Origin of the sequence: Mesorhizobium sp. Root695, assembly GCF_001428185.1 — a bacterium.
Lineage (GTDB): Bacteria > Pseudomonadota > Alphaproteobacteria > Rhizobiales > Rhizobiaceae > Mesorhizobium.
Genome location: NZ_LMHO01000030.1, coordinates 1 through 22,322, shown reverse-complemented (window position 1 = coordinate 22,322; position 22,322 = coordinate 1). Strand labels below are relative to the sequence as shown.

General features: G+C 61.9%; 20 protein-coding genes, 1 tRNA gene and 1 pseudogene. 3 read left to right on the top strand and 19 right to left on the bottom strand.

Features of this window, described 5'->3' with window-relative positions; genetic code table 11:
* From ASD99_RS32690 to rpsL, 4 genes are all read right to left on the bottom strand, one after another.
* On the bottom strand, positions 1-105 hold a 105-nt coding region (locus tag ASD99_RS32690), incomplete at its 3' end, for a GTP-binding protein (protein ID WP_156389057.1).
* 98 nt (positions 106-203) lie between these two features.
* Positions 204-2,294, bottom strand: coding sequence for an elongation factor G (gene fusA, locus ASD99_RS23265; protein ID WP_057145051.1), 2,091 nt, complete (start codon positions 2,292-2,294; stop codon positions 204-206).
* A gap of 29 nt (positions 2,295-2,323) precedes the next feature.
* Positions 2,324-2,794, bottom strand: coding sequence for a 30S ribosomal protein S7 (gene rpsG / locus ASD99_RS23260; RefSeq protein WP_008875664.1), 471 nt, complete (start codon positions 2,792-2,794; stop codon positions 2,324-2,326).
* Between the two features lie 60 nt (positions 2,795-2,854).
* Positions 2,855-3,226, bottom strand: coding sequence for a 30S ribosomal protein S12 (gene rpsL, locus ASD99_RS23255; RefSeq protein ID WP_006333356.1), 372 nt, complete (start codon positions 3,224-3,226; stop codon positions 2,855-2,857).
* Positions 3,227-3,703: 477 nt separating this feature from the next.
* On the opposite strand from rpsL, the gene ASD99_RS23250 reads away from it, so the two are divergent.
* From ASD99_RS23250 to ASD99_RS23240, 3 genes are all read left to right on the top strand, one after another.
* Positions 3,704-3,985 (top strand): transcriptional regulator, encoded by a 282-nt coding sequence (locus ASD99_RS23250; protein WP_056590942.1) that lies wholly within the window; start codon positions 3,704-3,706, stop codon positions 3,983-3,985.
* A 16-nt stretch (positions 3,986-4,001) separates the two neighbouring features.
* The gene (locus tag ASD99_RS23245; RefSeq protein WP_057145050.1) at positions 4,002-5,114 is read left to right on the top strand and encodes a PLP-dependent cysteine synthase family protein; all 1,113 of its coding nucleotides are present in this window, start codon (positions 4,002-4,004) and stop codon (positions 5,112-5,114) included.
* Positions 5,115-5,193: 79 nt separating this feature from the next.
* Entirely contained in the window at positions 5,194-6,120 is a 927-nt protein-coding gene (locus ASD99_RS23240; protein WP_056590930.1) for a Gfo/Idh/MocA family protein, read from the top strand.
* Between the two features lie 6 nt (positions 6,121-6,126).
* Here ASD99_RS23240 and ASD99_RS23235 read toward each other — a convergent pair whose 3' ends face one another.
* The 15 genes and pseudogenes from ASD99_RS23235 to ASD99_RS32675 all read right to left on the bottom strand — a co-directional run.
* Positions 6,127-6,792 carry an O-methyltransferase gene (locus ASD99_RS23235; RefSeq protein WP_056590927.1) on the bottom strand — a complete coding sequence of 222 codons (666 nt, stop codon included), beginning with the start codon at positions 6,790-6,792 and terminating at the stop codon, positions 6,127-6,129.
* A complete protein-coding gene (locus ASD99_RS35340) occupies positions 6,789-6,986 on the bottom strand; it encodes a hypothetical protein (RefSeq protein WP_082583406.1) in 198 nt (65 codons plus the stop codon). The genes ASD99_RS23235 and ASD99_RS35340 overlap by 4 nt, the downstream gene beginning before the upstream one ends.
* A gap of 52 nt (positions 6,987-7,038) precedes the next feature.
* Entirely contained in the window at positions 7,039-11,235 is a 4,197-nt protein-coding gene (rpoC, locus tag ASD99_RS23230; RefSeq protein WP_024505639.1) for a DNA-directed RNA polymerase subunit beta', read from the bottom strand.
* 129 nt (positions 11,236-11,364) lie between these two features.
* Positions 11,365-15,501, bottom strand: a complete 4,137-nt coding sequence (rpoB, locus tag ASD99_RS23225; RefSeq protein WP_056590924.1) for a DNA-directed RNA polymerase subunit beta — start codon at positions 15,499-15,501, stop codon at positions 11,365-11,367.
* Between the two features lie 251 nt (positions 15,502-15,752).
* Entirely contained in the window at positions 15,753-16,130 is a 378-nt protein-coding gene (gene rplL / locus ASD99_RS23220; protein WP_056590921.1) for a 50S ribosomal protein L7/L12, read from the bottom strand.
* 54 nt (positions 16,131-16,184) lie between these two features.
* Entirely contained in the window at positions 16,185-16,703 is a 519-nt protein-coding gene (rplJ, locus tag ASD99_RS23215; RefSeq protein ID WP_013531412.1) for a 50S ribosomal protein L10, read from the bottom strand.
* A gap of 375 nt (positions 16,704-17,078) precedes the next feature.
* The gene (gene rplA / locus ASD99_RS23210; protein ID WP_056590918.1) at positions 17,079-17,777 is read right to left on the bottom strand and encodes a 50S ribosomal protein L1; all 699 of its coding nucleotides are present in this window, start codon (positions 17,775-17,777) and stop codon (positions 17,079-17,081) included.
* Between the two features lie 4 nt (positions 17,778-17,781).
* Positions 17,782-18,210: a 50S ribosomal protein L11 gene (rplK, locus tag ASD99_RS23205; protein WP_056590915.1), complete on the bottom strand. Its 429-nt coding sequence runs from the start codon at positions 18,208-18,210 to the stop codon at positions 17,782-17,784.
* Between the two features lie 159 nt (positions 18,211-18,369).
* Complete coding sequence (gene nusG, locus ASD99_RS23200) at positions 18,370-18,897, bottom strand: transcription termination/antitermination protein NusG (RefSeq protein WP_013531409.1); 528 nt, start codon at positions 18,895-18,897, stop codon at positions 18,370-18,372.
* A 27-nt stretch (positions 18,898-18,924) separates the two neighbouring features.
* On the bottom strand, positions 18,925-19,128 hold the full coding sequence (secE, locus tag ASD99_RS23195; protein ID WP_013531408.1) for a preprotein translocase subunit SecE: 204 nt from the start codon (positions 19,126-19,128) through the stop codon (positions 18,925-18,927).
* Between the two features lie 398 nt (positions 19,129-19,526).
* A tRNA-Trp gene (locus tag ASD99_RS23190) sits at positions 19,527-19,602 on the bottom strand.
* Between the two features lie 80 nt (positions 19,603-19,682).
* Positions 19,683-19,802, bottom strand: coding sequence for a putative glycolipid-binding domain-containing protein (locus ASD99_RS32680; RefSeq protein ID WP_244482941.1), 120 nt, complete (start codon positions 19,800-19,802; stop codon positions 19,683-19,685).
* 21 nt (positions 19,803-19,823) lie between these two features.
* Positions 19,824-20,306: a group II truncated hemoglobin gene (locus ASD99_RS23185; protein WP_057145049.1), complete on the bottom strand. Its 483-nt coding sequence runs from the start codon at positions 20,304-20,306 to the stop codon at positions 19,824-19,826.
* 104 nt (positions 20,307-20,410) lie between these two features.
* Complete coding sequence (locus ASD99_RS23180; RefSeq protein ID WP_057145048.1) at positions 20,411-22,057, bottom strand: hypothetical protein; 1,647 nt, start codon at positions 22,055-22,057, stop codon at positions 20,411-20,413.
* 160 nt (positions 22,058-22,217) lie between these two features.
* Positions 22,218-22,322 (bottom strand): annotated as a pseudogene (locus ASD99_RS32675) (elongation factor Tu); the annotation flags it as partial.

Below are 22,322 nucleotides of genomic sequence, written 5' to 3'. Positions count from 1 at the left end.
ATACTTGGTGATCGCCGCCGTCAGCGACGTCTTGCCATGGTCGACGTGGCCAATCGTGCCGATGTTCACGTGAGGCTTGTTACGCTCGAATTTACCTTTGGCCATAATCGTTCTCCGTCTATTCTACCCGCTTGGGGGAAATTGTTATTCGCTCTTCAGATCCGGCACCGCGCAAGGAACGCGACCCGGTGGCTAAGGAACCCTTACGCGTATTTCTTCTGGACTTCCTGGGCCACCGCCGTAGGGACCGGCTCATAGTGATCGAACTGCATCGTGTAGGCCGCACGGCCCTGGCTCATCGAGCGCAGGTTGTCGACATACTTGAACATGTTGGCGAGCGGCACCATCGCGTTGATAACCACCGCAACGCCACGCGCTTCCTGACCCTGGATCTGGCCACGACGACCGTTCAGATCGCCGATGACGCTGCCGACGTAGTCTTCCGGCGTCACAACTTCGACCTTCATGATCGGCTCAAGGAGCTGCACGCCAAGCTTGGGTGCTGCTTCACGGAAGCAGGCGCGGCCGGCGATTTCGAAGGCCAGAACGCTGGAATCAACATCATGATAGGCGCCATCGATCAGCGTCGCCTTGACGCCGATCATCGGGAAGCCCGCGAACGGACCCGAGGTCATGACGCTGTTGATGCCCTTTTCGACACCTGGGATGTATTCCTTTGGCACGGCGCCGCCGACGATCTTGGTATCGAACTCGAACTCGCTGCTGTCCGGGTTCGGCTCGAAGACGATCTTGACGCGAGCGAACTGACCGGTACCGCCGGTCTGCTTCTTGTGCGTGTAATCCTGCTCGTGCTTGCGCGTGATCGTCTCGCGATAAGCCACCTGCGGTGCGCCGACATTGGCCTCGACCTTGAACTCGCGACGCATGCGGTCGACGATGATGTCGAGGTGGAGTTCGCCCATGCCGGAAATGATGGTCTGGCCGCTTTCCTCGTCGGTCTTGACGCGGAAGGACGGATCCTCTGCGGCCAGGCGGTGAAGGGCGAGGCCCATCTTTTCCTGATCGTTCTTGGTCTTCGGCTCGATGGCGATCTGGATGACCGGATCGGGGAATTCCATGCGCTCAAGGATGACCGGATGCAGCGGATCACTGAGCGTGTCGCCGGTGGTCGTGTCCTTGAGACCGGCAAGAGCAACGATGTCGCCGGCAAAAGCCTCTTCGACGTCGGCGCGCGAGTTCGCATGCATCTGCAGCATGCGGCCGATGCGCTCTTTCTTGCCCTTCACGGTGTTGTCGACCGAGATGCCCTTGGTGAGCTTGCCCGAATAGATGCGGGCAAAGGTCAGCGAACCGACGAACGGGTCGTTCATGATCTTGAAGGCGAGCATCGACAGCGGCTCGTTGTCGTCGGCATGACGCTCGATCTCGGCGTCGGTCTTGGCATCGACGCCCTTGATGGCCGGAACATCGGCCGGCGACGGCAGATATTCAACGACGGCGTCGAGCAGCGGCTGCACGCCCTTGTTCTTGAAGGCCGAGCCGCAGAACATCGGGTAGAACTTCACCGCGATGGTGCCCTTGCGGATCAGCGCGCGGATCTCGTCATTCGACGGCATCTTGCCTTCGAGGTAATTCTCAAGCGCCGTCTCGTCCATTTCTACGGCGGCCTCGATCATCTTCTCGCGGTATTCTTCAGCACGAGCCTTGAGGTCGTCCGGGATCTCGACGATGTCCCAGGCAGCGCCCAGCGTCTCGTCGCGCCAGACCAGCGCGTTCATCTCGACGAGGTCGACAACGCCCTTGAACTCCGCCTCGGCGCCGATCGGCAGCTGCATGACAACGGCATGCGCACCAAGGCGCGAACCGATCATCTCGACCGAGCGGTAGAAGTCGGCGCCGATCTTGTCCATCTTGTTGCAGAAGATCATGCGCGGAACGCGGTACTTGTCGGCCTGACGCCAGACGGTTTCCGTCTGCGGCTCGACACCGGCATTGGCATCGAGCAGCGCGATGGCGCCGTCGAGAACGCGCAGCGAACGCTCGACTTCAATGGTGAAGTCGACGTGGCCGGGGGTGTCGATGATGTTGAAGCGGTACATCTTGCCGCTGCGACCCTTCCAGAAGGTCGTGGTCGCGGCGGACGTGATGGTGATGCCGCGCTCCTGCTCCTGCTCCATCCAATCCATGGTGGCAGCGCCGTCGTGGACTTCGCCGATCTTGTGCGACTTGCCCGTGTAATAGAGGACGCGCTCGGTGGTCGTCGTCTTGCCGGCGTCAATATGCGCCATGATACCGAAATTGCGGTAGTCTTCGATTTTGTATTCGCGGGCCATCGTAGCTGCCTCTCAGTCTCGTTCGCGCTTTACCAGCGGTAGTGCGCGAAAGCGCGGTTGGCTTCAGCCATCTTGTGGGTGTCTTCACGCTTCTTGACGGCCGTGCCGCGGTTGTTGGCCGCGTCCATCAGCTCGCCGGAGAGGCGGTCGACCATCGTGGTCTCGTTGCGATTGCGGGCAGCCGCGATCAGCCAGCGAATGGCCAATGCCTGGCGGCGCTCGGGGCGCACGTCGACCGGAACCTGGTAGGTGGCGCCGCCGACACGACGCGAACGCACTTCCACATGCGGCGCGACATTGTCGAGCGCCTGATGGAAGACGGTGACCGGCTCTTGCTTGGTCTTCGACTGAACCTGATCGAGCGCGCCGTAGACGATGGTCTCGGCGACCGACTTCTTGCCGTCATACATGACGGCATTCATGAACTTGGTGACGATCAGATCGCCGAACTTCGGGTCCGGATTGATCTCACGCTTTTCTGCACTGTGACGACGCGACATGGCTTTTGTCTCTCAATCTCATAGCCCGACGCACTCAAGGAGCGCCAAGGCCGGAAAATCTTACTTCGGACGCTTGGCGCCGTACTTCGAACGGCGCTGCTTGCGGTTCTTCACACCCTGCGTGTCGAGCACGCCGCGGATGATGTGGTAGCGAACGCCCGGAAGATCCTTGACGCGGCCGCCGCGGATCATCACCACGGAGTGTTCCTGAAGGTTGTGGCCTTCGCCGGGGATGTACCCGATCACTTCAAAACCATTGGTCAGGCGGATCTTGGCCACCTTGCGCAGCGCCGAGTTCGGCTTCTTCGGCGTCGTTGTATAGACGCGCGTGCAGACACCCCGCTTCTGCGGGTTCTGCTGCATGGCCGGGACCTTGTTGCGCTTCACCGGCGCAATGCGCGGCTTGCGGATCAGCTGGTTGACGGTAGGCATTAAACCCTCTTGTCTCTCAATTCCGTGTCTCGCCCGGTCAGGGCCGCTCAAAGCGTCATTTCCATACGCAAATTCGGGCCACAAACCGCGCCTCGCGGTCTTGCCCGAACAAATGGCAGAGGAAGCGGAAGCCGCTTCGTGCACGCCGGAAATGTCTTTTCGCTCGTAAAACGAACCCTGTTTGAGGCAAACTCCAAAGCGTGTCGCTTCGGAAGGGAGAGCCTCACATCGGTTCTGACTGGCCGGCTTCTACTAGCAAGCCCACGAACCGTCAACCCCGGCGCGGCAAATATTGCATTGAAGCCGGGGCTTGGCAGCCATGCGAAAACCGCATGTAATTTTCTTTCGCCATTTTGCAAGGGCGAGGAAGAAAGTGACCGGCTTTGCGCTGTTGCGTAGCCCTTCTTCATGCGAAAAGGCTGCATGAGCAGTCAAAATCCCCTCGCCCACCCACACATTGCCAAGAGGAATCGGCCCGTGAACGACAATGAAGAACGCCCGGTCACTATCATCACCGGCCGGGTGTGGAAGAGAAAGGGCGGCAAACCGGAAGGCGTCCACGTCATGCTGGTCGCGCCCGACGACGATTCGGCGGTGCGCCGGGCGCTCGAATCGCTTGCCGCGGAAGGTTACGCCGAGGCCGAGCTCGACCAGATCGGCGACATGGACGGCGTGCCTGACGAAGAGCCTCATCTGTCGGCCTTCCAGGGCGCACTCGAAGGCGAAGTGTCGATCGTTACTTTCGACGTGCCAATCTGAAACCAGGGCGCCGATCATGGCAGGAGCAAAAGCTGTTGGACCTGCATCCCGGGCCTGGGCCGACCGGGCGGTCGCCGCAATCGAAGCCGACCAGCACCGCTCGGCAGACACGCACCTCTGGAAGCTCGATCTGCCGGCACTGACTGGCATCGACTTCTACCTCAAGGACGAATCCACTCATCCGACCGGCAGCCTGAAGCATCGGCTGGCGCGCTCGCTGTTTCTCTATGCGCTGTGCAACGGCCTCATCCGTGAAGGCTCGCCGGTGATCGAAGCGTCGTCGGGCTCGACGGCGGTGTCGGAAGCCTATTTCGCCCGCATGATCGGTGTGCCGTTCTATGCCGTGATGCCGCGATCGACCTCGCGCGAAAAGATCACCGCGATCGAGCACTATGGCGGCAAGTGCCATTTCATCGACGACGGCCGGCGCATCTATGCCGAGTCGGCCGAACTCGCGGCGCGGCTTGGCGGTCATTTCATGGACCAGTTCACCCATGCCGAGCGCGCCACCGACTGGCGCGGCAACAACAACATCGCCGATTCCATCTTCGGGCAGATGCGCGAGGAGCAGCATCCTATCCCAACCTGGATCGTCATGAGCGCCGGCACCGGCGGCACCACCGCCACGATCGGCCGCTATCTGCGCTACAAAAGGCACGCAACGCGGCTGTCGGTCGCCGACGTCGAGCGCTCGGCCTTCTTCGACAGCTTTGCCACGCATGACCGGGACTGCCGCTGCGAGCAGCCGTCGCGCATCGAGGGTATCGGCCGGCCGCGCGTCGAACCATCCTTCGTGCCCGGCGTCATCGACCACATGCTGCGGGTGCCGGACGCGGTGTCGCTGGCGGCGATGCGGGTGCTGTCGCGCCAACTCGGCCGCCGTGTCGGCGGGTCGACCGGCACAAACTTCGTCGCCATGTGCTTTCTGGCGGCGCGCATGGTTGAAGAAGGCAAGGCCGGCTCGCTGGTGACGCTGATCTGCGATTCCGGCGACCGCTATGCCAACACCTATTATTCCGACGACTGGCTGGCCGCGAACGGCCTCGACCCCTCACCTTTCGAAGCAGCCATCGAGGCCTTTCTGGCCGGCGAAAGGCTGGTGCTGCAGTTCGAGGAAAGCTGGGGCTGATCGTCCGACTCCGGCTTGCCCGGGGCAAGTGTTCTGATAAGAAACGCTCTTCATCACTCAACAAACAGACGGAGCGGCCGTGTCCCAGCCCATCAAGATAGGCATCGTCGGCGTCGGCAAGATCGTCCGCGACCAACACCTGCCGGCCCTGGCGAAAGACCAGAACTATCGCCTCGTCGCGGCTGCCAGCCGGCATGGCAAGGTGGAAAACATCCCGAATTTCCCTGATATCGAGGCGATGCTCGACGCCGTGCCGGAGCTCGAGGCCGTATCGCTCTGCATGCCGCCGCAGTTCCGCTATGATGCGGCGCGGACGGCGCTGATGGCGAAGAAGCATGTCTTCCTGGAGAAGCCGCCAGGCGCCACTGTCAGCGAGGTCGAGGACCTCAAGGCATTGGCCGCGCAGAACGGCGTCTCGCTGTTCGCCAGCTGGCACTCGCGCTATGCGCCGGCTGTCGAGGCGGCGCGTGCCTTCCTGAACTCGACCAAGATCAGATCGGCCGCCATCAACTGGAAGGAAGACGTGCGCCGCTGGCATCCGAACCAGGAGTGGATCTGGGCCCCCGGCGGTTTCGGCGTCTTCGATCCCGGCATCAACGCGCTGTCGATTGCCACCCATATCCTGCCGCCGATGCTTATCACCTCTGCTGTGCTGGATTTTCCCGAAAACCGCGCATCCCCGGTTGCCGCGCGCGTCATCTTCCGCACCTCGAATGGCTTGCCGGTGACGATGGACCTCGACTGGCTGCAGACAGGCCCGCAAAGCTGGGACATCCTGGCCGACACCGACAAGGGCGCAATGGTGCTGTCGGGCGGCGGCTCCAAGCTCGCCATCGACGGCAAGGTCATCCACGAAGAGCCCGAGGCGGAATATCCGATGCTCTACAGGCGCTTCGCCGAGATCGTGCGTGCCAGGACCTCCGATGTCGACCTCGCCCCCCTGCAGCACGTCGCCGACGCCTTCATGCTCGGCAAGCGCAACGTGGTGGAAGCGTTCTTCGACTGAGTTCCGTCAATCCACAATAGCGATTGCAAAGCCATCATAGCCCTTGGCGCCAACGGTCTGGATAGCGGTGCCGTCCAGACGCTTCTCGCTACCGATGAACGAGAATGCGGCGCGTGCCCCTTCGACATTGGCGTCGCAGCCATCTTCATTCACCACGGCACCGTCGCGTATGACATTGTCGCAGACGATGACGGTTCCGGGCCGGGATAACCGCAAGGCCCAGGATAGGTAATGCGGGTTGTTCGGCTTGTCGGCGTCGATGAAGATGAAATCGAACGGCCCGGCATTCTCGGCACCAAGTGCTGCAAGCGACTGGAGCGCCGGCCCGACCCGCAGTTCCACCCGCTCCAAGACGCCTGCCCGCTCGAAATTCGATCGCGCGACAGCGGCATGGTGCGGATCGAGTTCAAGCGTCACGATCTTGCCGTCGACAGGCAGTGCCCGCGCCATCCAGATGGTCGAATAGCCGCCCAGCGTGCCGATTTCGAGAACCTTCTTTGCTCCCTGCATGCGCGCAAGAAGTGAAAGCAGCTTGCCTTGCGCCGGCGACACGTCGATCGCCGGCAGGCCGCGATCGTGGTTGGCCGCCAGAACGGCATCAAGGATGGGGTCCGCCTCAAACAGGGAACCGACGATGTAGTCGTCGACAGCCACCCAGGTCCTTTTGCTCATCGTTTTCTTCTCCGATCCAATTGGGGACCTAAACGCGAAAAGGGGCCACTTGGGCCCCTTTCAGACTGCTGACAAACCTCCGGCCAGGTCAAAACGCCGTTAGATTCACGGAACGTCACAGATCCAGACCATGAACAAATCGGAATCAAAACCCCTCGATTTTGACCGCTGCCAAAAACCGAGGGGTTTGTAATCAATCTGAAAGGCGCCACTTGGGCCCCTTTCCTCTTCTCTTACCTTCCGCGCTTACTGCGCGGCGGTTGTCATGTCGGCCAGCATCGGCTCGGCGACTTCCACACCGGAGGCCTTGCGGCGCTCGTCGATGATCAGCTCGTCGCGCGAGGTGGCGATGCGCCGGATCTGGCTCATCGTGCCGCCGGTGCCGGCCGGGATAAGCCGGCCGACGATAACGTTTTCCTTCAGCCCCTGCAGCATGTCGGTCTTGCCGGCAACGGCGGCTTCCGTCAGCACCCGGGTCGTCTCCTGGAAGGAGGCGGCCGAGATAAAGGACGGCGTCTGCAGCGATGCCTTGGTGATGCCGAGCAGCACCGGCAGGCCTTCGGCCGGCTTCTTGCCGTCCTCGACCAGACGCTCGTTGACCTCTTCCAGTTCGATCACGTCGACATGATCGCCTGGAATGTAGGTCGAGTCGCCCTGCACCGTGATCTCGACCTTCTGCAGCATCTGGCGAACGATCACCTCGATGTGCTTGTCGTTGATCGACACGCCCTGCAGACGGTAGACTTCCTGGATCTCGTTGACGAGGTAGGAAGCAAGTGCCTCCACGCCCTTGATCGCCAGGATGTCGTGCGGTGCCGGATTGCCGTCGAGGATGTAGTCGCCCTTCTCGATGACGTCGCCGTCCTGGAGATGGAACGGCTTGCCCTTCGGGATCAGGTATTCGACCGGCTCAAGCGTCGAGTCATGCGGCTCGATGATGATGCGACGCTTGTTCTTGTAGTCGCGGCCGAAGCGGATCGTGCCGTCGATCTCGGCGATGATGGCGTGATCCTTCGGACGACGTGCCTCGAACAGTTCGGCAACACGCGGCAGACCGCCGGTGATGTCCTTGGTCTTGGCGCTTTCCATCGGAATACGCGCCAGCACGTCGCCGGGGCGAACCTGCGAGCCCGGCTCGACCGAAAGAATGGCCTCGACCGAGAGCAGGAAGCGGGCGTCGCCACCCTTCGACAGCTTGCCGACCTTGCCCTTGGCGTCCTGGATCGCAATCGCCGGCTTCAGGTCGTTGCCGCGTGGCGTCGAGCGCCAGTCGATGACCTCACGCTTGGTGATGCCGGTCGACTCGTCGGCCGTTTCCTGAACGGAAATGCCGTCGACCAGATCCTCGTACGACACCCTGCCCTCGATCTCGGTGAGGACTGGACGGGTGTAGGGATCCCACTCGGCGATACGCTGGCCGCGCTTCACCTTGTCGCCATCGTCCACGAAGATGCGCGAACCATAGGTGAGACGGTGCGAGGCGCGCTCCTTGCCGGCTTCGTCGAGGATCAGCACCGCCATGTTGCGGCCCATGACCATCTGCTGGCCGTCGGAGTTGCGCACCACGTTGCGGTTGCGGATCTCGACCTTACCCTCATACGAGGCTTCAAGGAACGAACTATCCACCACCTGCGCGGTACCGCCCATGTGGAAGGTACGCATGGTGAGCTGCGTGCCCGGCTCGCCGATCGACTGCGCCGCAATGACGCCGACAGCTTCACCCTGGTTGACCGGGGTGCCGCGGGCAAGATCGCGACCGTAGCAGACCGCGCAGACGCCAACCCTGACTTCGCAAGTCAGTGCCGAGCGGATGCGGACCGACTGGACGCCGGCCTTTTCGATCTGTTCCACGTCACGCTCGTCCATCAGCGTTCCGGCCTTGACCAGAATCTCGCCCGACACCGGATGGGTGATGTCGTCGAGCGACGTACGGCCCAGCACGCGCTGGCCGACCGAAGCGACGACCTGACCGGCATCGACGATCGGCTGCATGGTGAGGCCCTTGTCGGTGCCGCAGTCGACGGAGTTGACGATGCAGTCCTGCGCCACGTCGACCAGACGACGGGTGAGGTAACCCGAGTTCGCCGTCTTCAAGGCGGTGTCGGCCAGACCCTTGCGGGCGCCGTGGGTCGAGTTGAAGTACTCGAGCACGGTCAGGCCTTCCTTGAAGTTCGAGATGATCGGCGTCTCGATGATTTCACCCGACGGCTTGGCCATAAGGCCACGCATGCCGGCAAGCTGACGCATCTGGGTGGGCGAGCCACGCGCACCGGAGTGCGACATCATGTAGATCGAGTTCATCGGCTTTTGACGGCCATTGTCCTCGAACTCGACCGCCTTGATGCGGGCCATCATTTCGTCGGCGACCTTTTCCGAGCACTTGGCCCAGGCGTCGACAACCTTGTTGTACTTCTCGCCCTGCGTGATCAGACCGTCATTGTACTGCTGCTCGTATTCCTTGGCCAAAGCCTCGGTGTCGGAGACCAGCTTGATCTTGGCGTCCGGGATCAGCATGTCGTCCTTGCCGAACGAAATGCCGGCGCGGCAGGCATGGCTGAAGCCGAGCGCCATGATGCGATCGCAGAAAATGACCGTCTCCTTCTGACCGCAGTGGCGGTAGACGGTGTCGATCATCTTGGAGATGTTCTTCTTGGTCATCTCCTGGTTGGCGGTCTCGTAAGGCACGTTGACGTTCTTCGGCAGAAGCTCGCCGATGATCATGCGGCCAGGGGTGGTGTCATGGATCTTCGACACGACCTTGCCTTCGGCGTCGACCGTACGGAAACGACCCTTGATCTTGGAGTGCAGCGTCACCGCCTTGGTCTCGAGCGCGTGCTGGAGTTCGCCCATGTCGGCAAACACCATGCCTTCGCCCGGCTCGTTCTGGTTGACGATCGAGAGATAGTAGAGACCCAGAACCATGTCCTGCGACGGCACGATGATCGGCGCGCCGGAAGCCGGGTGCAGGATGTTGTTGGTCGACATCATCAGCACGCGGGCTTCAAGCTGCGCTTCCAGCGACAGCGGCACGTGAACGGCCATCTGGTCACCGTCGAAGTCGGCGTTGAAGGCCGTGCAGACCAGCGGATGCAGCTGGATCGCCTTGCCTTCGATCAGGATCGGCTCGAACGCCTGGATGCCGAGACGGTGCAGCGTCGGCGCGCGGTTCAGCAGCACCGGATGCTCGCGGATGACCTCGTCGAGGATATCCCAGACTTCCGGACGCTCCTTCTCGACCAGCTTCTTCGCCTGCTTGACGGTCGAGGAGTAACCCTTGGCGTCGAGACGGGCGTAGATGAAGGGCTTGAACAGTTCGAGCGCCATCTTCTTGGGCAAGCCGCACTGGTGCAGCTTGAGCTCCGGACCGGTCACGATCACCGAGCGGCCGGAATAGTCGACGCGCTTGCCGAGCAGGTTCTGACGGAACCGGCCCTGCTTGCCCTTGAGCATGTCGGACAGCGACTTCAGCGGGCGCTTGTTGGCGCCGGTGATGACGCGACCGCGACGGCCGTTGTCGAACAGCGCATCGACGGCTTCCTGCAGCATGCGCTTTTCATTGCGCACGATGATGCCGGGGGCGCGCAGCTCGATCAGCCGCTTCAGACGGTTGTTGCGGTTGATGACGCGGCGATAGAGGTCGTTCAGATCCGACGTGGCGAAGCGGCCGCCGTCCAGCGGGACGAGCGGGCGCAGGTCCGGCGGGATCACCGGGACCACCTTCATGATCATCCATTCCGGACGGTTGCCGGATTCCATGAAGTTCTCGACGACCTTGAGACGCTTCAGATACTTCTTCTGCTTCAGCTCGGAGGTGGTCGAAGCCAGTTCCGAACGCAGGTCGCCGGCGATCTTCTCCAGGTCCATGCCGGCCAGTAGGTCATGAATGGCCTCGGCGCCGATCATGGCAGTGAAGCTGTCCTCGCCATACTCGTCGACGGCGATCATGTACTCTTCCTCGCTGAGCAGCTGGTGCTCCTTCAGCGCGGTGAGGCCAGGTTCGGTGACGATGTAGTTCTCGAAGTAGAGGACGCGCTCGATGTCCTTCAGGGTCATGTCGAGCAGCGTGCCAATGCGCGACGGCAGCGACTTCAGGAACCAGATATGGGCGACGGGTGCCGCCAGTTCGATATGGCCCATGCGCTCGCGGCGGACGCGCGACAGCGTGACTTCGACGCCGCACTTCTCGCAGATGACGCCCTTGTACTTCATGCGCTTGTACTTGCCGCACAGGCACTCATAGTCCTTGATCGGGCCAAAAATGCGCGCGCAGAATAGGCCGTCACGCTCCGGCTTGAAGGTGCGGTAGTTGATGGTCTCCGGCTTCTTGATCTCGCCGAAAGACCAGGACAGAATCTTCTCAGGGCTGGCAAGCGATATCCGGATGGAATCGAACACCTGCGCAGGCGCCTGCGGATTGAAGAGATTCATGACCTCTTGGTTCATGCCGTTCTCCTTTTCGGGGTCCTCGAAAACCCCTTGCATCTAGCGCGGGCCAAACGCCCGCCGTCTTGTGTCGGCCACCGGCCGAAGAATTTGTAGGCGCGCCGCGGCTTTGCGCGGCGCGCCGTTGCTTTACTCGGCCGCGTCGGGCAGCCGGATCGGGTTGTCGTCGAGCTTGGTGTTCTCCAGCTCGACATTGAGGCCGAGAGACCGCATTTCCTTGACGAGAACGTTGAAGCTCTCCGGGATGCCGGCCTCGAAGGTGTCGTCGCCACGGACGATCGCCTCGTAGACCTTGGTGCGACCGGCGACGTCGTCCGACTTCACCGTCAGCATTTCCTGCAGCGTGTAGGCGGCGCCGTATGCTTCGAGCGCCCAGACCTCCATCTCGCCGAAGCGCTGGCCACCGAACTGCGCCTTGCCGCCCAGCGGCTGCTGGGTGACCAGCGAGTACGGACCGATCGAACGCGCGTGAATCTTGTCGTCCACGAGATGGTGAAGCTTGAGCATGTAGATATAGCCCATAGTCACCTTGCGATCGAACGGCTCGCCCGTGCGTCCGTCATAGAGCTGCGACTGACCGCTGGTGTGCAGGCCCGCCTGCTCCAGCATGATGTTGATGTCAGCCTCATGCGCGCCGTCGAACACCGGGGTCGCGATCGAGACGCCGCGGCGCATCTGCTCGCTGAGGCGAACAATGCTCTCGTCGTCATACTCGCGAACCGGCTCGTTGCGGTCGTTGGCCGGGATGAAGCTTTCGAGCGTCTTGCGCAGCGGCTTGATGTCGCCCGCCACCTTGTACGCGTCGATCAGCTCGCCGATCTTCTTGCCCATGCCCGCGCATGCCCAGCCCAGATGCGTTTCCAGGATCTGGCCGACATTCATGCGGCTCGGCACACCCAGCGGGTTGAGCACGATATCGGCATGCGTGCCGTCCTCGAGGAAAGGCATGTCCTCGACAGGAACGATCCGCGACACGACACCCTTATTGCCGTGACGGCCGGCCATCTTGTCGCCGGGCTGCATCTTGCGCTTCACGGCCACGAAGACCTTGACCATCTTCATGACGCCCGGAGGCATTTCGTCGCCGCGCTGGACCTTCTCGACCTTGTCCATGAAACGCTGTTCGAGCGCCTTCTTGGAGTCGTCGTACTGGCCACGCAGGGCTTCGAGTTCGCTCTGGAGCTTTTCGTTCTCCACGGCAAACTGCCACCACTGCGAACGCGGATACTCGTCGAGCGTATCCTTGGAGAGCGTCGAGCCCTTCTTGAAGCCCTTCGGTCCAGCGATCGCTTCCTTGCCGACGAGCACGTCGGAAAGACGCGCGTAGACGTTGCGGTCCAGAATGGCTTGCTCGTCGTCGCGGTCCTTGGCGAGGCGTTCGATCTCCTCGCGCTCGATCGCCATGGCGCGCTCGTCCTTCTCCACACCGTGGCGATTGAAGACGCGCACCTCGACGACGGTGCCGAAGGTGCCAGGAGGCATGCGCATCGAGGTGTCGCGCACATCGGATGCCTTTTCGCCGAAGATGGCGCGCAGAAGCTTCTCTTCCGGCGTCATCGGGCTTTCACCCTTCGGCGTGATCTTGCCGACCAGGATGTCACCCGGCTGAACTTCGGCACCGATGTAGACGATGCCGGCTTCGTCGAGGTTCTTCAGCGCTTCTTCCGAGACGTTCGGGATATCGCGCGTGATTTCCTCCGGCCCGAGCTTGGTATCGCGCGCCATGACCTCGAACTCCTCGATATGGATCGAGGTGAAGACGTCGTCGGCGACGATGCGTTCGGACAGGAGGATCGAGTCCTCGTAGTTGTAGCCGTTCCACGGCATGAACGCGACCAGCACGTTGCGGCCGAGCGCCAGATCACCGAGCTCGGTCGACGGACCGTCGGCGATGATGTCGCCCTTGTTGACCCGGTCGCCCATACGAACCAGCGGACGCTGGTTGATGCAGGTGTTCTGATTCGAACGCTGGAACTTCATCAGCCGGTAGATGTCGACGCCGGACTTGCCCGGATCGAGATCTTCGGTGGCGCGGATAACGATACGCGTCGCGTCCACCTGGTCGACGATGCCGCCGCGGCGGGCGCCAATGGCGGCGCCCGAGTCACGAGCGACGATCGGCTCCATGCCGGTGCCGACGAACGGCGCCTCGGCGCGCACCAGCGGCACGGCCTGACGCTGCATGTTCGAGCCCATCAGAGCGCGGTTGGCGTCGTCGTTTTCCAGGAACGGGATCAGGGCCGCGGCCACCGACACCATCTGCTTGGGCGACACGTCCATCAGATCGACGTTTTCGCGCGGCGCCATCATCACTTCGCCGGCGCTGCGGCAAATGACGAATTCGTCGACGAAGCCACCGTTCTTGTCGAGCTCGGCGTTGGCCTGCGCGACATGGTGCTTGGCCTCTTCCATCGCCGAGAGATAGACGACGTCATTGGTCAGCTTGCCGTCGACGATCTTGCGGTACGGGCTCTCGATGAAGCCGTACTTGTTGACGCGTGCGAAGGTGGCCAGCGAGTTGATCAGACCGATATTCGGGCCTTCCGGCGTCTCGATCGGGCAGATGCGGCCGTAATGCGTCGGGTGCACGTCGCGCACCTCGAAGCCGGCGCGCTCGCGGGTCAGACCGCCCGGTCCAAGCGCCGAGAGGCGGCGCTTGTGGGTGATCTCCGACAGCGGGTTGGTCTGGTCCATGAACTGCGACAGCTGCGAGGAACCGAAGAACTCGCGCACGGCGGCAGCCGCCGGCTTGGCGTTGATCAGGTCCTGCGGCATGACCGTGTCGATCTCGATCGAGGACATACGCTCCTTGATCGCGCGCTCCATGCGCAGCAGGCCGACGCGATACTGGTTTTCCATCAACTCGCCGACCGAACGCACCCGGCGGTTGCCGAGATTGTCGATGTCGTCGATTTCGCCCTTGCCGTCGCGCAGTTCGACCAGCGTCCTGACCACGGCCAGGATGTCGTCCTTGCGCAGCACGCGCACGGTGTCCTCGGCCTTGAGCTCGAGACGCATGTTCATCTTGACGCGGCCAACGGCCGACAGATCGTAGCGCTCTGAGTCGAAGAACAGCGAGTTGAACATGGCTTCGGCGGTTTCGAGCGTCGGCGGCTCGCCGGGGCGCATGACACGATAGATGTCGAACAGCGCGTCCTGGCGGCTCTCGTTCTTGTCGACGTTGAGCGTGTTGCGGATATAGGCGCCGACATTGACGTGGTCGATGTCGAGAACCTTGATCTCGTCTTCGCCGGTGCCGAGCAGAACCTTCAGCGTCTTCTCGTCGATCTCGTCGCCGGCCTCGAGGAAGATCTCGCCGGTGCCGTAGTTGACGATGTCCTCGGCAAGGTAGTTGCCGAGCAGATCCTCGTCGGTCGCCTTGATCGCCTTCAGACCCTTTTCGCCGAGCGCCCGCGCCTGCCGCGCGGTGATCTTCTTGCCGGCTTCGACAACGACTTCGCCGGTATCGGCATCGACCAGGTCGCCGACAGCCTTGAGGCCGCGGAAACGCTCGACGTTGAACGGAATGCGCCAATGGTCGCCGGCGCGCTTGTAGGTGATCTTGTTGTAGAAGGTCGACAGGATCTCTTCGCCGTCCATGCCGAGCGCCATCAGCAGCGACGTCACTGGAATCTTGCGGCGACGATCGATGCGGGCGTGCACGACGTCCTTGGAATCGAACTCGATGTCGAGCCACGAACCGCGATAGGGAATGACGCGCGCGGCAAACAGAAGCTTGCCCGACGAGTGCGACTTGCCCTTGTCATGGTCGAAGAAGACGCCCGGCGAACGGTGCATCTGCGAAACGATGACGCGCTCGGTGCCGTTGACGATGAAGGTGCCGTTCAGGGTCATGAGCGGCATGTCGCCCATGTAGACGTCCTGCTCCTTGATGTCCTTGATGGACTTGGCGCCGGTATCCTCGTCGATATCGAACACGATGAGGCGCAGCGTCACCTTGAGCGGCGCGGCATAGGTGAGGTCGCGCTGACGGCATTCGTCAACGTCGAATTTCGGTCCTTCGAACTCGTACTTCACGAACTCCAACATCGAGGAGCCGGAAAAATCGGAGATCGGGAAGACCGACTTGAAAACGGCCTGCAGTCCCTCGTCCGGACGCCCACCCTTGGGCTCCGCCACCATCAGGAACTGGTCATAGGATGCCTTCTGAACCTCGATCAGGTTCGGCATCTCCGCAACTTCCGGGATCTTTCCGAAGAACTTGCGTACGCGTCTGCGGCCATTGAAAGTCTGGGTCTGGGCCATCGTCGCTCCTTAGCTCTAAACTCGGGACGAGCCTCGCCGCGGCTCGCCTTGCATTCTGGGCCACCTTGGCGGCAACCCTCTGTCTGTTTTCCCGGCGCCTGTCGGCGGCCGGCTAGAACGGGAGAAAACCCGTTTCCTGAAGGCCGGTTTTCGGCCCTCAGGAAAGAGGTTCTCGTACGTCTCGCGCTACGCGTTCTCCCCTCCAGCGAAGGGAGTGGCGGACGGCGCGAGGCCGTCCGCCGCTTTTACGCTTACTTCAGTTCGACCTTGGCGCCGGCTGCTTCCAGCTGGGCCTTGAACTTGTCAGCGTCGGCCTTGGAAACGCCTTCCTTGACCGGCTTCGGAGCCGCTTCGACCAGATCCTTGGCTTCCTTGAGACCAAGACCGGTGATGGCGCGGACTTCCTTGATGACGTTGATCTTCTGAGCGCCTGCCTCGGTGAGGACGACGTCGAATTCCGTCTTTTCCTCGGCCGGAGCAGCAGCGGCCGCAGCGCCGCCAGCAGCGGCAACCGCTACCGGAGCAGCGGCGGAAACGCCCCACTTTTCTTCCAGAAGCTTCGACAGCTCGGCCGCCTCGAGGACGGTCAGCTTCGAAAGGTCGTCTACGATCTTTGCGAGATCAGCCATTGTTGTGTTCCTTCATAAGGTTCGAACGTGTGTTTGTGATAGCGAGGAACGGCCTCATGCCGCCTCGTCCTTCCGGGCGTAAGCGCCGATGACGCGCGCGACCGAGGCCGCTGGCGCATTGACGATCTGGGCGATCCGGGTTGCCGGCGTGGCGATCATGCCAACCAGCCTGGCGCGCAGCTCATCGAGCGACGGAAGTGTGGCGAGTGCCTTCACACCGTCGGCGTTGAGCGAGGTGGTGCCCATTGCGCCACCGAGAATGACGAGCTTGTCATTTCCCTTGGCGAAATCGGACGCGACCTTCGGCGCCGCAATCGGATCCTCCGAATAAGCAATCAGCGTCTGTCCCTTGAACAGCTCGATGATCGATGCGGAGTCCGTGCCCTGAAGAGCGATTTTGGCGAGACGGTTCTTCGCGACTTTGACGGTGCCACCGGCGGCGCGCATTTTCGACCGAAGGTCGTTCATTTGCGCGACGGTGATACCGGCGTAGTGGGCCACGACCACTGAACCTGCGTTCGAGAACGCACCGTTCAGGCCCGTGACGAGTTCGCGTTTTTCCGCTCTGTCCACTGCCTATCTCCAGTTGACCCCTGACCCATTAACGGGGACAGGCGTCGGGTTGCCTTTGTCGGCCGGGCCATCCAGTAACGGATCTCCCGAACGACGCTCGAGGATCCTGCCCCCTTTCGCCACATCGACAGTCAAGCCGGCGATGCGCAGACAAAAGGCAAACACGGTTCGAACCTTTCATTGGAGCAATCGCTCCGTTGTCCGGTCTTCACCCGTCTCATGCAGGCCCAAATCGAATTAAGGCTTCTGGGCCGCCTGCAATCTCGGACAGGATGTCCGGAAACCTCTCGGCTTCCGGTACCGGGCCGCCGACAAGTCGGAGGCCCGGAATTCACTTGCGGATCAGCCCTTTAGCGGCCGATCCAAATGTTCGTATCAGGACGCTGTGAGCGTCGCGACGTCGAGCTTGAGGCCCGGGCCCATCGTCGAGGTGACCGACACCTTCTTGACGTAGTTGCCCTTGGCGCCAGCCGGCTTTGCCTTGGTCACCGCATCGGCGAAGGCGCGGATGTTTTCTTCCAGAGCCTTGACCTCGAACGAGACCTTGCCGACGCCAGCATGAATGATGCCGGCCTTCTCGACGCGGAACTCGACGGCGCCGCCCTTCGATGCCTTGACGGCGGCGGCAACGTCGGTGGTGACGGTGCCGACCTTCGGGTTCGGCATCATGCCACGCGGGCCGAGCACCTTGCCCAGACGGCCGACCAGCGGCATCATATCCGGCGTGGCGATGCAGCGATCGAAATCGATCGTGCCCTTCTGGACGATGTCGACCAGATCCTCGGCTCCAACGATGTCGGCGCCGGCGGCGCGCGCTTCGTCAGCCTTGTCGCCGCGCGCGAACACAGCGACTCGCACCGAGCGGCCGGTGCCGTTCGGCAGATTAACCACGCCGCGGACCATCTGGTCGGCATGGCGCGGGTCGACGCCGAGGTTCATGGCGACTTCGATGGTCTCGTCGAACTTGACCGAGGAACGGTCCTTGAGCAGCTTCAGCGCGTCACCCAGGGCATAAGCCTTGTTGGGATCAATGCCTTCGCGGGTCTTCGATACACGCTTTGCAATCTTTGCCATGATCTTAGCCCACCACTTCCAGACCCATCGAGCGGGCGGAGCCCTCGACCATGCGCATGGCCGCTTCGACGTCGTTTGCGTTCAGATCCTTCATCTTCGCGGTGGCGATCTCGCGGACCTTTTCACGCGAAACCGTACCGGCCTTGACCTTGCCAGGCTCCTTGGAACCAGACGTCAGGTTAGCCGCCTTTTTCAGGAAGTAGCTCACCGGCGCCGTCTTCATGACGAAGGTGAAGGACTTGTCCTGATAGTAGGTGATGACGACCGGAACCGGCGATCCCTTTTCCATTTCCTGGGTCTGCGCGTTGAACGCCTTGCAGAATTCCATGATGTTGATGCCACGCTGACCAAGCGCCGGGCCGATCGGGGGAGACGGCGTGGCCGATCCCGCTTTCACCTGGAGCTTGAGCTGGCCTGCAATTTTCTTAGCCATCTCTTTTCCTGCCTTTGTCTATGCCGGATTTGCCGGCGGTTGCAGTCTGGTGGTGCGATCCATGCGGCCGGCTAAAGCCGCATTCGTCTCCCACCGTTCTCGAGGCCGCGCGATCTCAGCGCCGCCCTTCCCTGCCACGCTTGGCGGCAGGATTTCGGATCAGCCCTTTTCGACCTGTCCGAATTCCAGATCGACAGGCACGGCACGCCCGAAGATCGAGACTTCCACCTTGAGCCGCGCCCGCTCCTCGTCCACTTCCTGGACGAAACCGTTGAACGACGCGAAGGGACCATCCGAAACGCGGATCGCTTCACCGATCTCGAACGTGACCGAGGGCTTGGGCCGCTCGACGCCTTCCTGCACCTGGTTCAGGATGCGCTGCGCCTCCGCCTCGGTGATCGGCACCGGCTTGGAGTCGCCCAGGAAGCCGGTGACCTTCGGCGTGTTCTTGACCAGCGAGAACACCGCATCGGTCAGGTTGGCCTTCAGGAGCACATAACCCGGGAAGAACTTGCGTTCGGCATCGACCTTGCGGCCGCGACGAACTTCGACGACCTTCTCGGTCGGCACCACGATCTGGTGGATATCGGCGGACAGGCCCTTCTGCTTGGCCTTGTTCTCGATATCCTCGGCGACCTTCTTTTCAAAGTTCGAATAGGCGTGGACGATGTACCAGCGCGCGGTCATTTCAAGACTTCTCCGTAATCGCCGGACTTAGCGTCCGATGCCCAGAATCTGTTCGACCGCGAGGCCCATGAGCTGATCAGCGGTGAAGAAAAAGATCATCGCGATCACAGCGAAAGCCAGGACCATGACCGTCGAGATCATCGTTTCGCGCCGCGACGGCCAAGTCACCTTGGCGGTCTCCGCGCGAACCTGCTGGAGAAAGACGAAAGGATTTGTGGTTTTCGAAGCCATATGCCGCTCTGTCTTCAAGACCCGTTGGCCGGGTCTCCTGGATGATCCCGCTGGCCGGGACGTGCCGCCTGAGCCCAATCTTGCGCCGAATCAGCGCAATCATTTCGCCCATGCAAATCAGACGCGTAAAGCCGGCTTCCCAGCTCCACGCGTCGCGTGTCTGTTTCGTCTACATAAAACCGATTCTTGATCCACGCAAGTGGCAAGTGTCCGCTTTATGACCAAACGCCGCCTCGGAACCATCCAGTCGTTCCGTCCCGGCTATGACGCCCTTATGCCCCAAGAGCGCTAATATGGCAAGCGGGTCGCCGATTTTCAAAGGGGCGACCATAGAAATATCGTTTTGATGGCCATTTCGAGAAATGGCGAAATATTACGTCGAGTGCCATTCCAAGAAATGGCACGGGCAGCAGGGCTCGAACCTACGACCTGCGGTTTTGGAGACCGCCGCTCTACCAACTGAGCTATGCCCGTACGTGCGCATGTCGGCGCAGCAGGCGCTTCCTAAAAGCTTCCGCACGCTCTGTAAAGAGCGGTTTGCAAGCAAACGCGCCTTAACTCCCGCGCCAGAAACCGGGATAGCTGACGACCAGCCCCTCCCGGTCGATCTCAAGTTCCCGCCTGAAGTCGCTGGCGCGCGATTCGTGGAGATATCGTGTGCCCTCTTCGCGCACCTCCCGATGGGACGGCCGGAGCTATTTGGCGTCCGGCGCTCGATACGGGCCGCCCGGCACGCCCCAGCCCCAGGCCGGCATCGGCTCCGTCTCGGGATCGCAGGTCTCGCCGAGATTGGAGTTCATCTTGGCCAGCCGCGATCCCCATTCGACATAGCCCATGAAGGCCGAACGGAATTCCGGATCGTCAGGCAGGCCGACCGTGTCGGCGGCATCGGCCAGGAGGTTGATCCAGCGGCGGCGCTGCTCCTCAGTCAGATGCTTGCCCAGATGATGCATGACCATCTCGCGGTGGCCGCCATATTGCTCGCTGTAGGTTTTCGGTCCGCCGAAAACCTCGCCGATGAAGGCCGCGACATGAGCGGGATGATCCGGCGACATGGTCTTGAATACCGGCCCGACGATCGGGTCCTGCGCCACCTTGTCATAGAAAGTCTGGGTCAGCCGGTTCAAGGCCTCGCTGCCGCCGGCCCATTCGTGGAGTGTCGGAATATCCTGGCTCATTCTCGATCCTCCGCTGGCCCCGGCGCCGCCAGCAGCGAGGATAGCGGAAAAATCGGAGGTGTCTCAACCTGCCTCGATGGCCAGTTTTCCGACGTCGCTACGCTCTACAATTTGGCGGGCGAGTCAGCCTCGGCATTGGCGGAAGGCCGGATCCGGCAATTCTCGGGTTTCGGGACGGTCTCGCAGATGGTGGCACCGGTCAGCGCATCGACCGATTGCAGGCTCGTCGTCAGCCCGACCTTCAGCATCATGTCGGGTTCCAGCTGGCGCTCGACCGAGCGCCGCTCGATCGCTGCGAATAGAGCGGGATCGATCGCCATCTCCTCGAGATAGGCCTTGAGCATCTGCTTTTGCCCCATCGGGTACAGGCTAAGCCGCGCCCGGGGACCGACAAGCCGCCTGACGCCACCGGCAAGCATGAGCGCGCAGGCCGAATCGCACTCCACGCCCGCATCGGTGCTCAGCCCAGCATAGGCGCCCTCTTTGGCCAGGCAACTCCACTCTCCCGGGTCACAACCGACGAAATCGGTGCGGCCAACAGCGACGTCGAGCTTCTTCTCATGGATAAGCCGCCCTGCCGCCAGAGCGCTGGACAGGTCGCCTCCCGTTGAGCTGATCACGACCGGCAGTTGCCGATTGCCGAGCGTGGCGAGCAATTGGCGCAGCTTCTGCGTGGTCCGAGGTGTGATAGCGCCTTGCCCCGAAATCCATTCCGGGCAGTCGGGATTGCAGAGTGGGTTGCTGCCGCGAACCACGACAAAGCGCATGTCTTCATCGCGCTGCACGCCCTCGGGCTCCACCGGCAGCGGGGTGGGCCTGGCTGCGGCCGTCAGGCCATCGGCTGGCTTGTTCCCTGGTATGTCCCGGCAATTCGCGGCCAAGCGGCCCGGCTCGCATAGGCTTGCGGCGGTCAACAGATCTACAGCGTCCGCACTGGTGACCAACTTCATCGCCAGCATGTCGTCGAGGGCGATCTGGTGGATGTCGCTGGCCGGGGTGCCCTTCATCGTTTCGAGCACGCTTTGTTCGATGCCCATCTGGTTGAGATAGGCCGCCAGCTTTTTCTCCACCGACTTGCTCATCTCGTAGGTCTTGTAACTGCCGGCGTTCTTACGGCTGACGATCTTTGTGTTGAGGACCTTCTTCTTGCCTCCCACGATGCGGTAGGTGGTCCGGTATTGCAATTTCGTGCGGATGTAGGTCGTGGTGATCTGATGGACGCCGAGATAGGCCCATTCGCCTGCGACACGCCGGACGCCGCCGGCAAACATCAACGGACAGGCGGAATTGCACATGGCGCCATAGTCAATGACATCGCCCAAGTGGCGGGCGCCATTCTTGTCACGGTCCTGGCAGCCCTTCGCGTCGGGCTGGCAACCGGAGAACACCGTCTTGCCGATGGCAATATCGAGCTTGTTCTTGCGGATCAGCCGGCCAAGCGCCAGCGCCGCCTCGACATTGCCGCCGGGAGAATTGACGACGATCGGCAGCTTTCGCCCGCCAAGCGTCTTCAGCATGCGTTTGAAGAGAGCCGGCGTTCCGGCTTCTATCGAGCCTTCTGCCGAGATCCACTCCGGGCAGATCGGCTCGCACCCCGGTGCATTGCTGCGGACAATGCCAAACTGCATCGTCGGACCGAGATCCGGGGCCGTATCCGTCGCAAAGGCACGTCCCGGGACAAGCAACGCCAGCAGGCAGATCAGCCGCAGCGACCACAAGGCCTGACGATGGAAAAGGCGCCCTGGAACCATTTGGAAAAAGCCCCTTGATGCAACCTATACTAGACGAGGTCCAAAGGCTTGCAACAGGGTCTGCGCGACAACGCGGGCACCGATCTCTGGGGCAGAAGAAAGGGCGGCCCCAAGGACCGCCCTTTCCGTTTCGAACCTGACCGGCACAGGCCGGCGTCGGTTATTCCTTGATGGTGACGACGATGCCGGCACCGACGGTGCGGCCGCCTTCACGGATAGCGAAGCGCAGCTTCTCTTCCATGGCGATCGGCACGATCAGCTCGAC

Excerpts from the sequence above, each read along its gene's own strand:
- rplA (WP_056590918.1), bottom strand. The coding sequence starts at position 17,777 with ATGGCAAAGATTGCAAAGCGTGTATCGAAGACCCGCGAAGGCATTGAT.
- nusG (WP_013531409.1), bottom strand. The coding sequence starts at position 18,897 with ATGACCGCGCGCTGGTACATCGTCCACGCCTATTCGAACTTTGAAAAG.
- rpsG (WP_008875664.1), bottom strand. The coding sequence starts at position 2,794 with ATGTCGCGTCGTCACAGTGCAGAAAAGCGTGAGATCAATCCGGACCCG.
- rpsL (WP_006333356.1), bottom strand. The coding sequence starts at position 3,226 with ATGCCTACCGTCAACCAGCTGATCCGCAAGCCGCGCATTGCGCCGGTG.
- ASD99_RS23235 (WP_056590927.1), bottom strand. The coding sequence starts at position 6,792 with ATGAGCAAAAGGACCTGGGTGGCTGTCGACGACTACATCGTCGGTTCC.
- rplL (WP_056590921.1), bottom strand. The coding sequence starts at position 16,130 with ATGGCTGATCTCGCAAAGATCGTAGACGACCTTTCGAAGCTGACCGTC.
- fusA (WP_057145051.1), bottom strand. The coding sequence starts at position 2,294 with ATGGCCCGCGAATACAAAATCGAAGACTACCGCAATTTCGGTATCATG.
- secE (WP_013531408.1), bottom strand. The coding sequence starts at position 19,128 with ATGGCTTCGAAAACCACAAATCCTTTCGTCTTTCTCCAGCAGGTTCGC.
- rplK (WP_056590915.1), bottom strand. The coding sequence starts at position 18,210 with ATGGCTAAGAAAATTGCAGGCCAGCTCAAGCTCCAGGTGAAAGCGGGA.
- ASD99_RS23185 (WP_057145049.1), bottom strand. The coding sequence starts at position 20,306 with ATGAGCCAGGATATTCCGACACTCCACGAATGGGCCGGCGGCAGCGAG.
- rpoB (WP_056590924.1), bottom strand. The coding sequence starts at position 15,501 with ATGGCCCAGACCCAGACTTTCAATGGCCGCAGACGCGTACGCAAGTTC.
- ASD99_RS23180 (WP_057145048.1), bottom strand. The coding sequence starts at position 22,057 with ATGGTTCCAGGGCGCCTTTTCCATCGTCAGGCCTTGTGGTCGCTGCGG.
- ASD99_RS23245 (WP_057145050.1), top strand. The coding sequence starts at position 4,002 with ATGGCAGGAGCAAAAGCTGTTGGACCTGCATCCCGGGCCTGGGCCGAC.
- rpoC (WP_024505639.1), bottom strand. The coding sequence starts at position 11,235 with ATGAACCAAGAGGTCATGAATCTCTTCAATCCGCAGGCGCCTGCGCAG.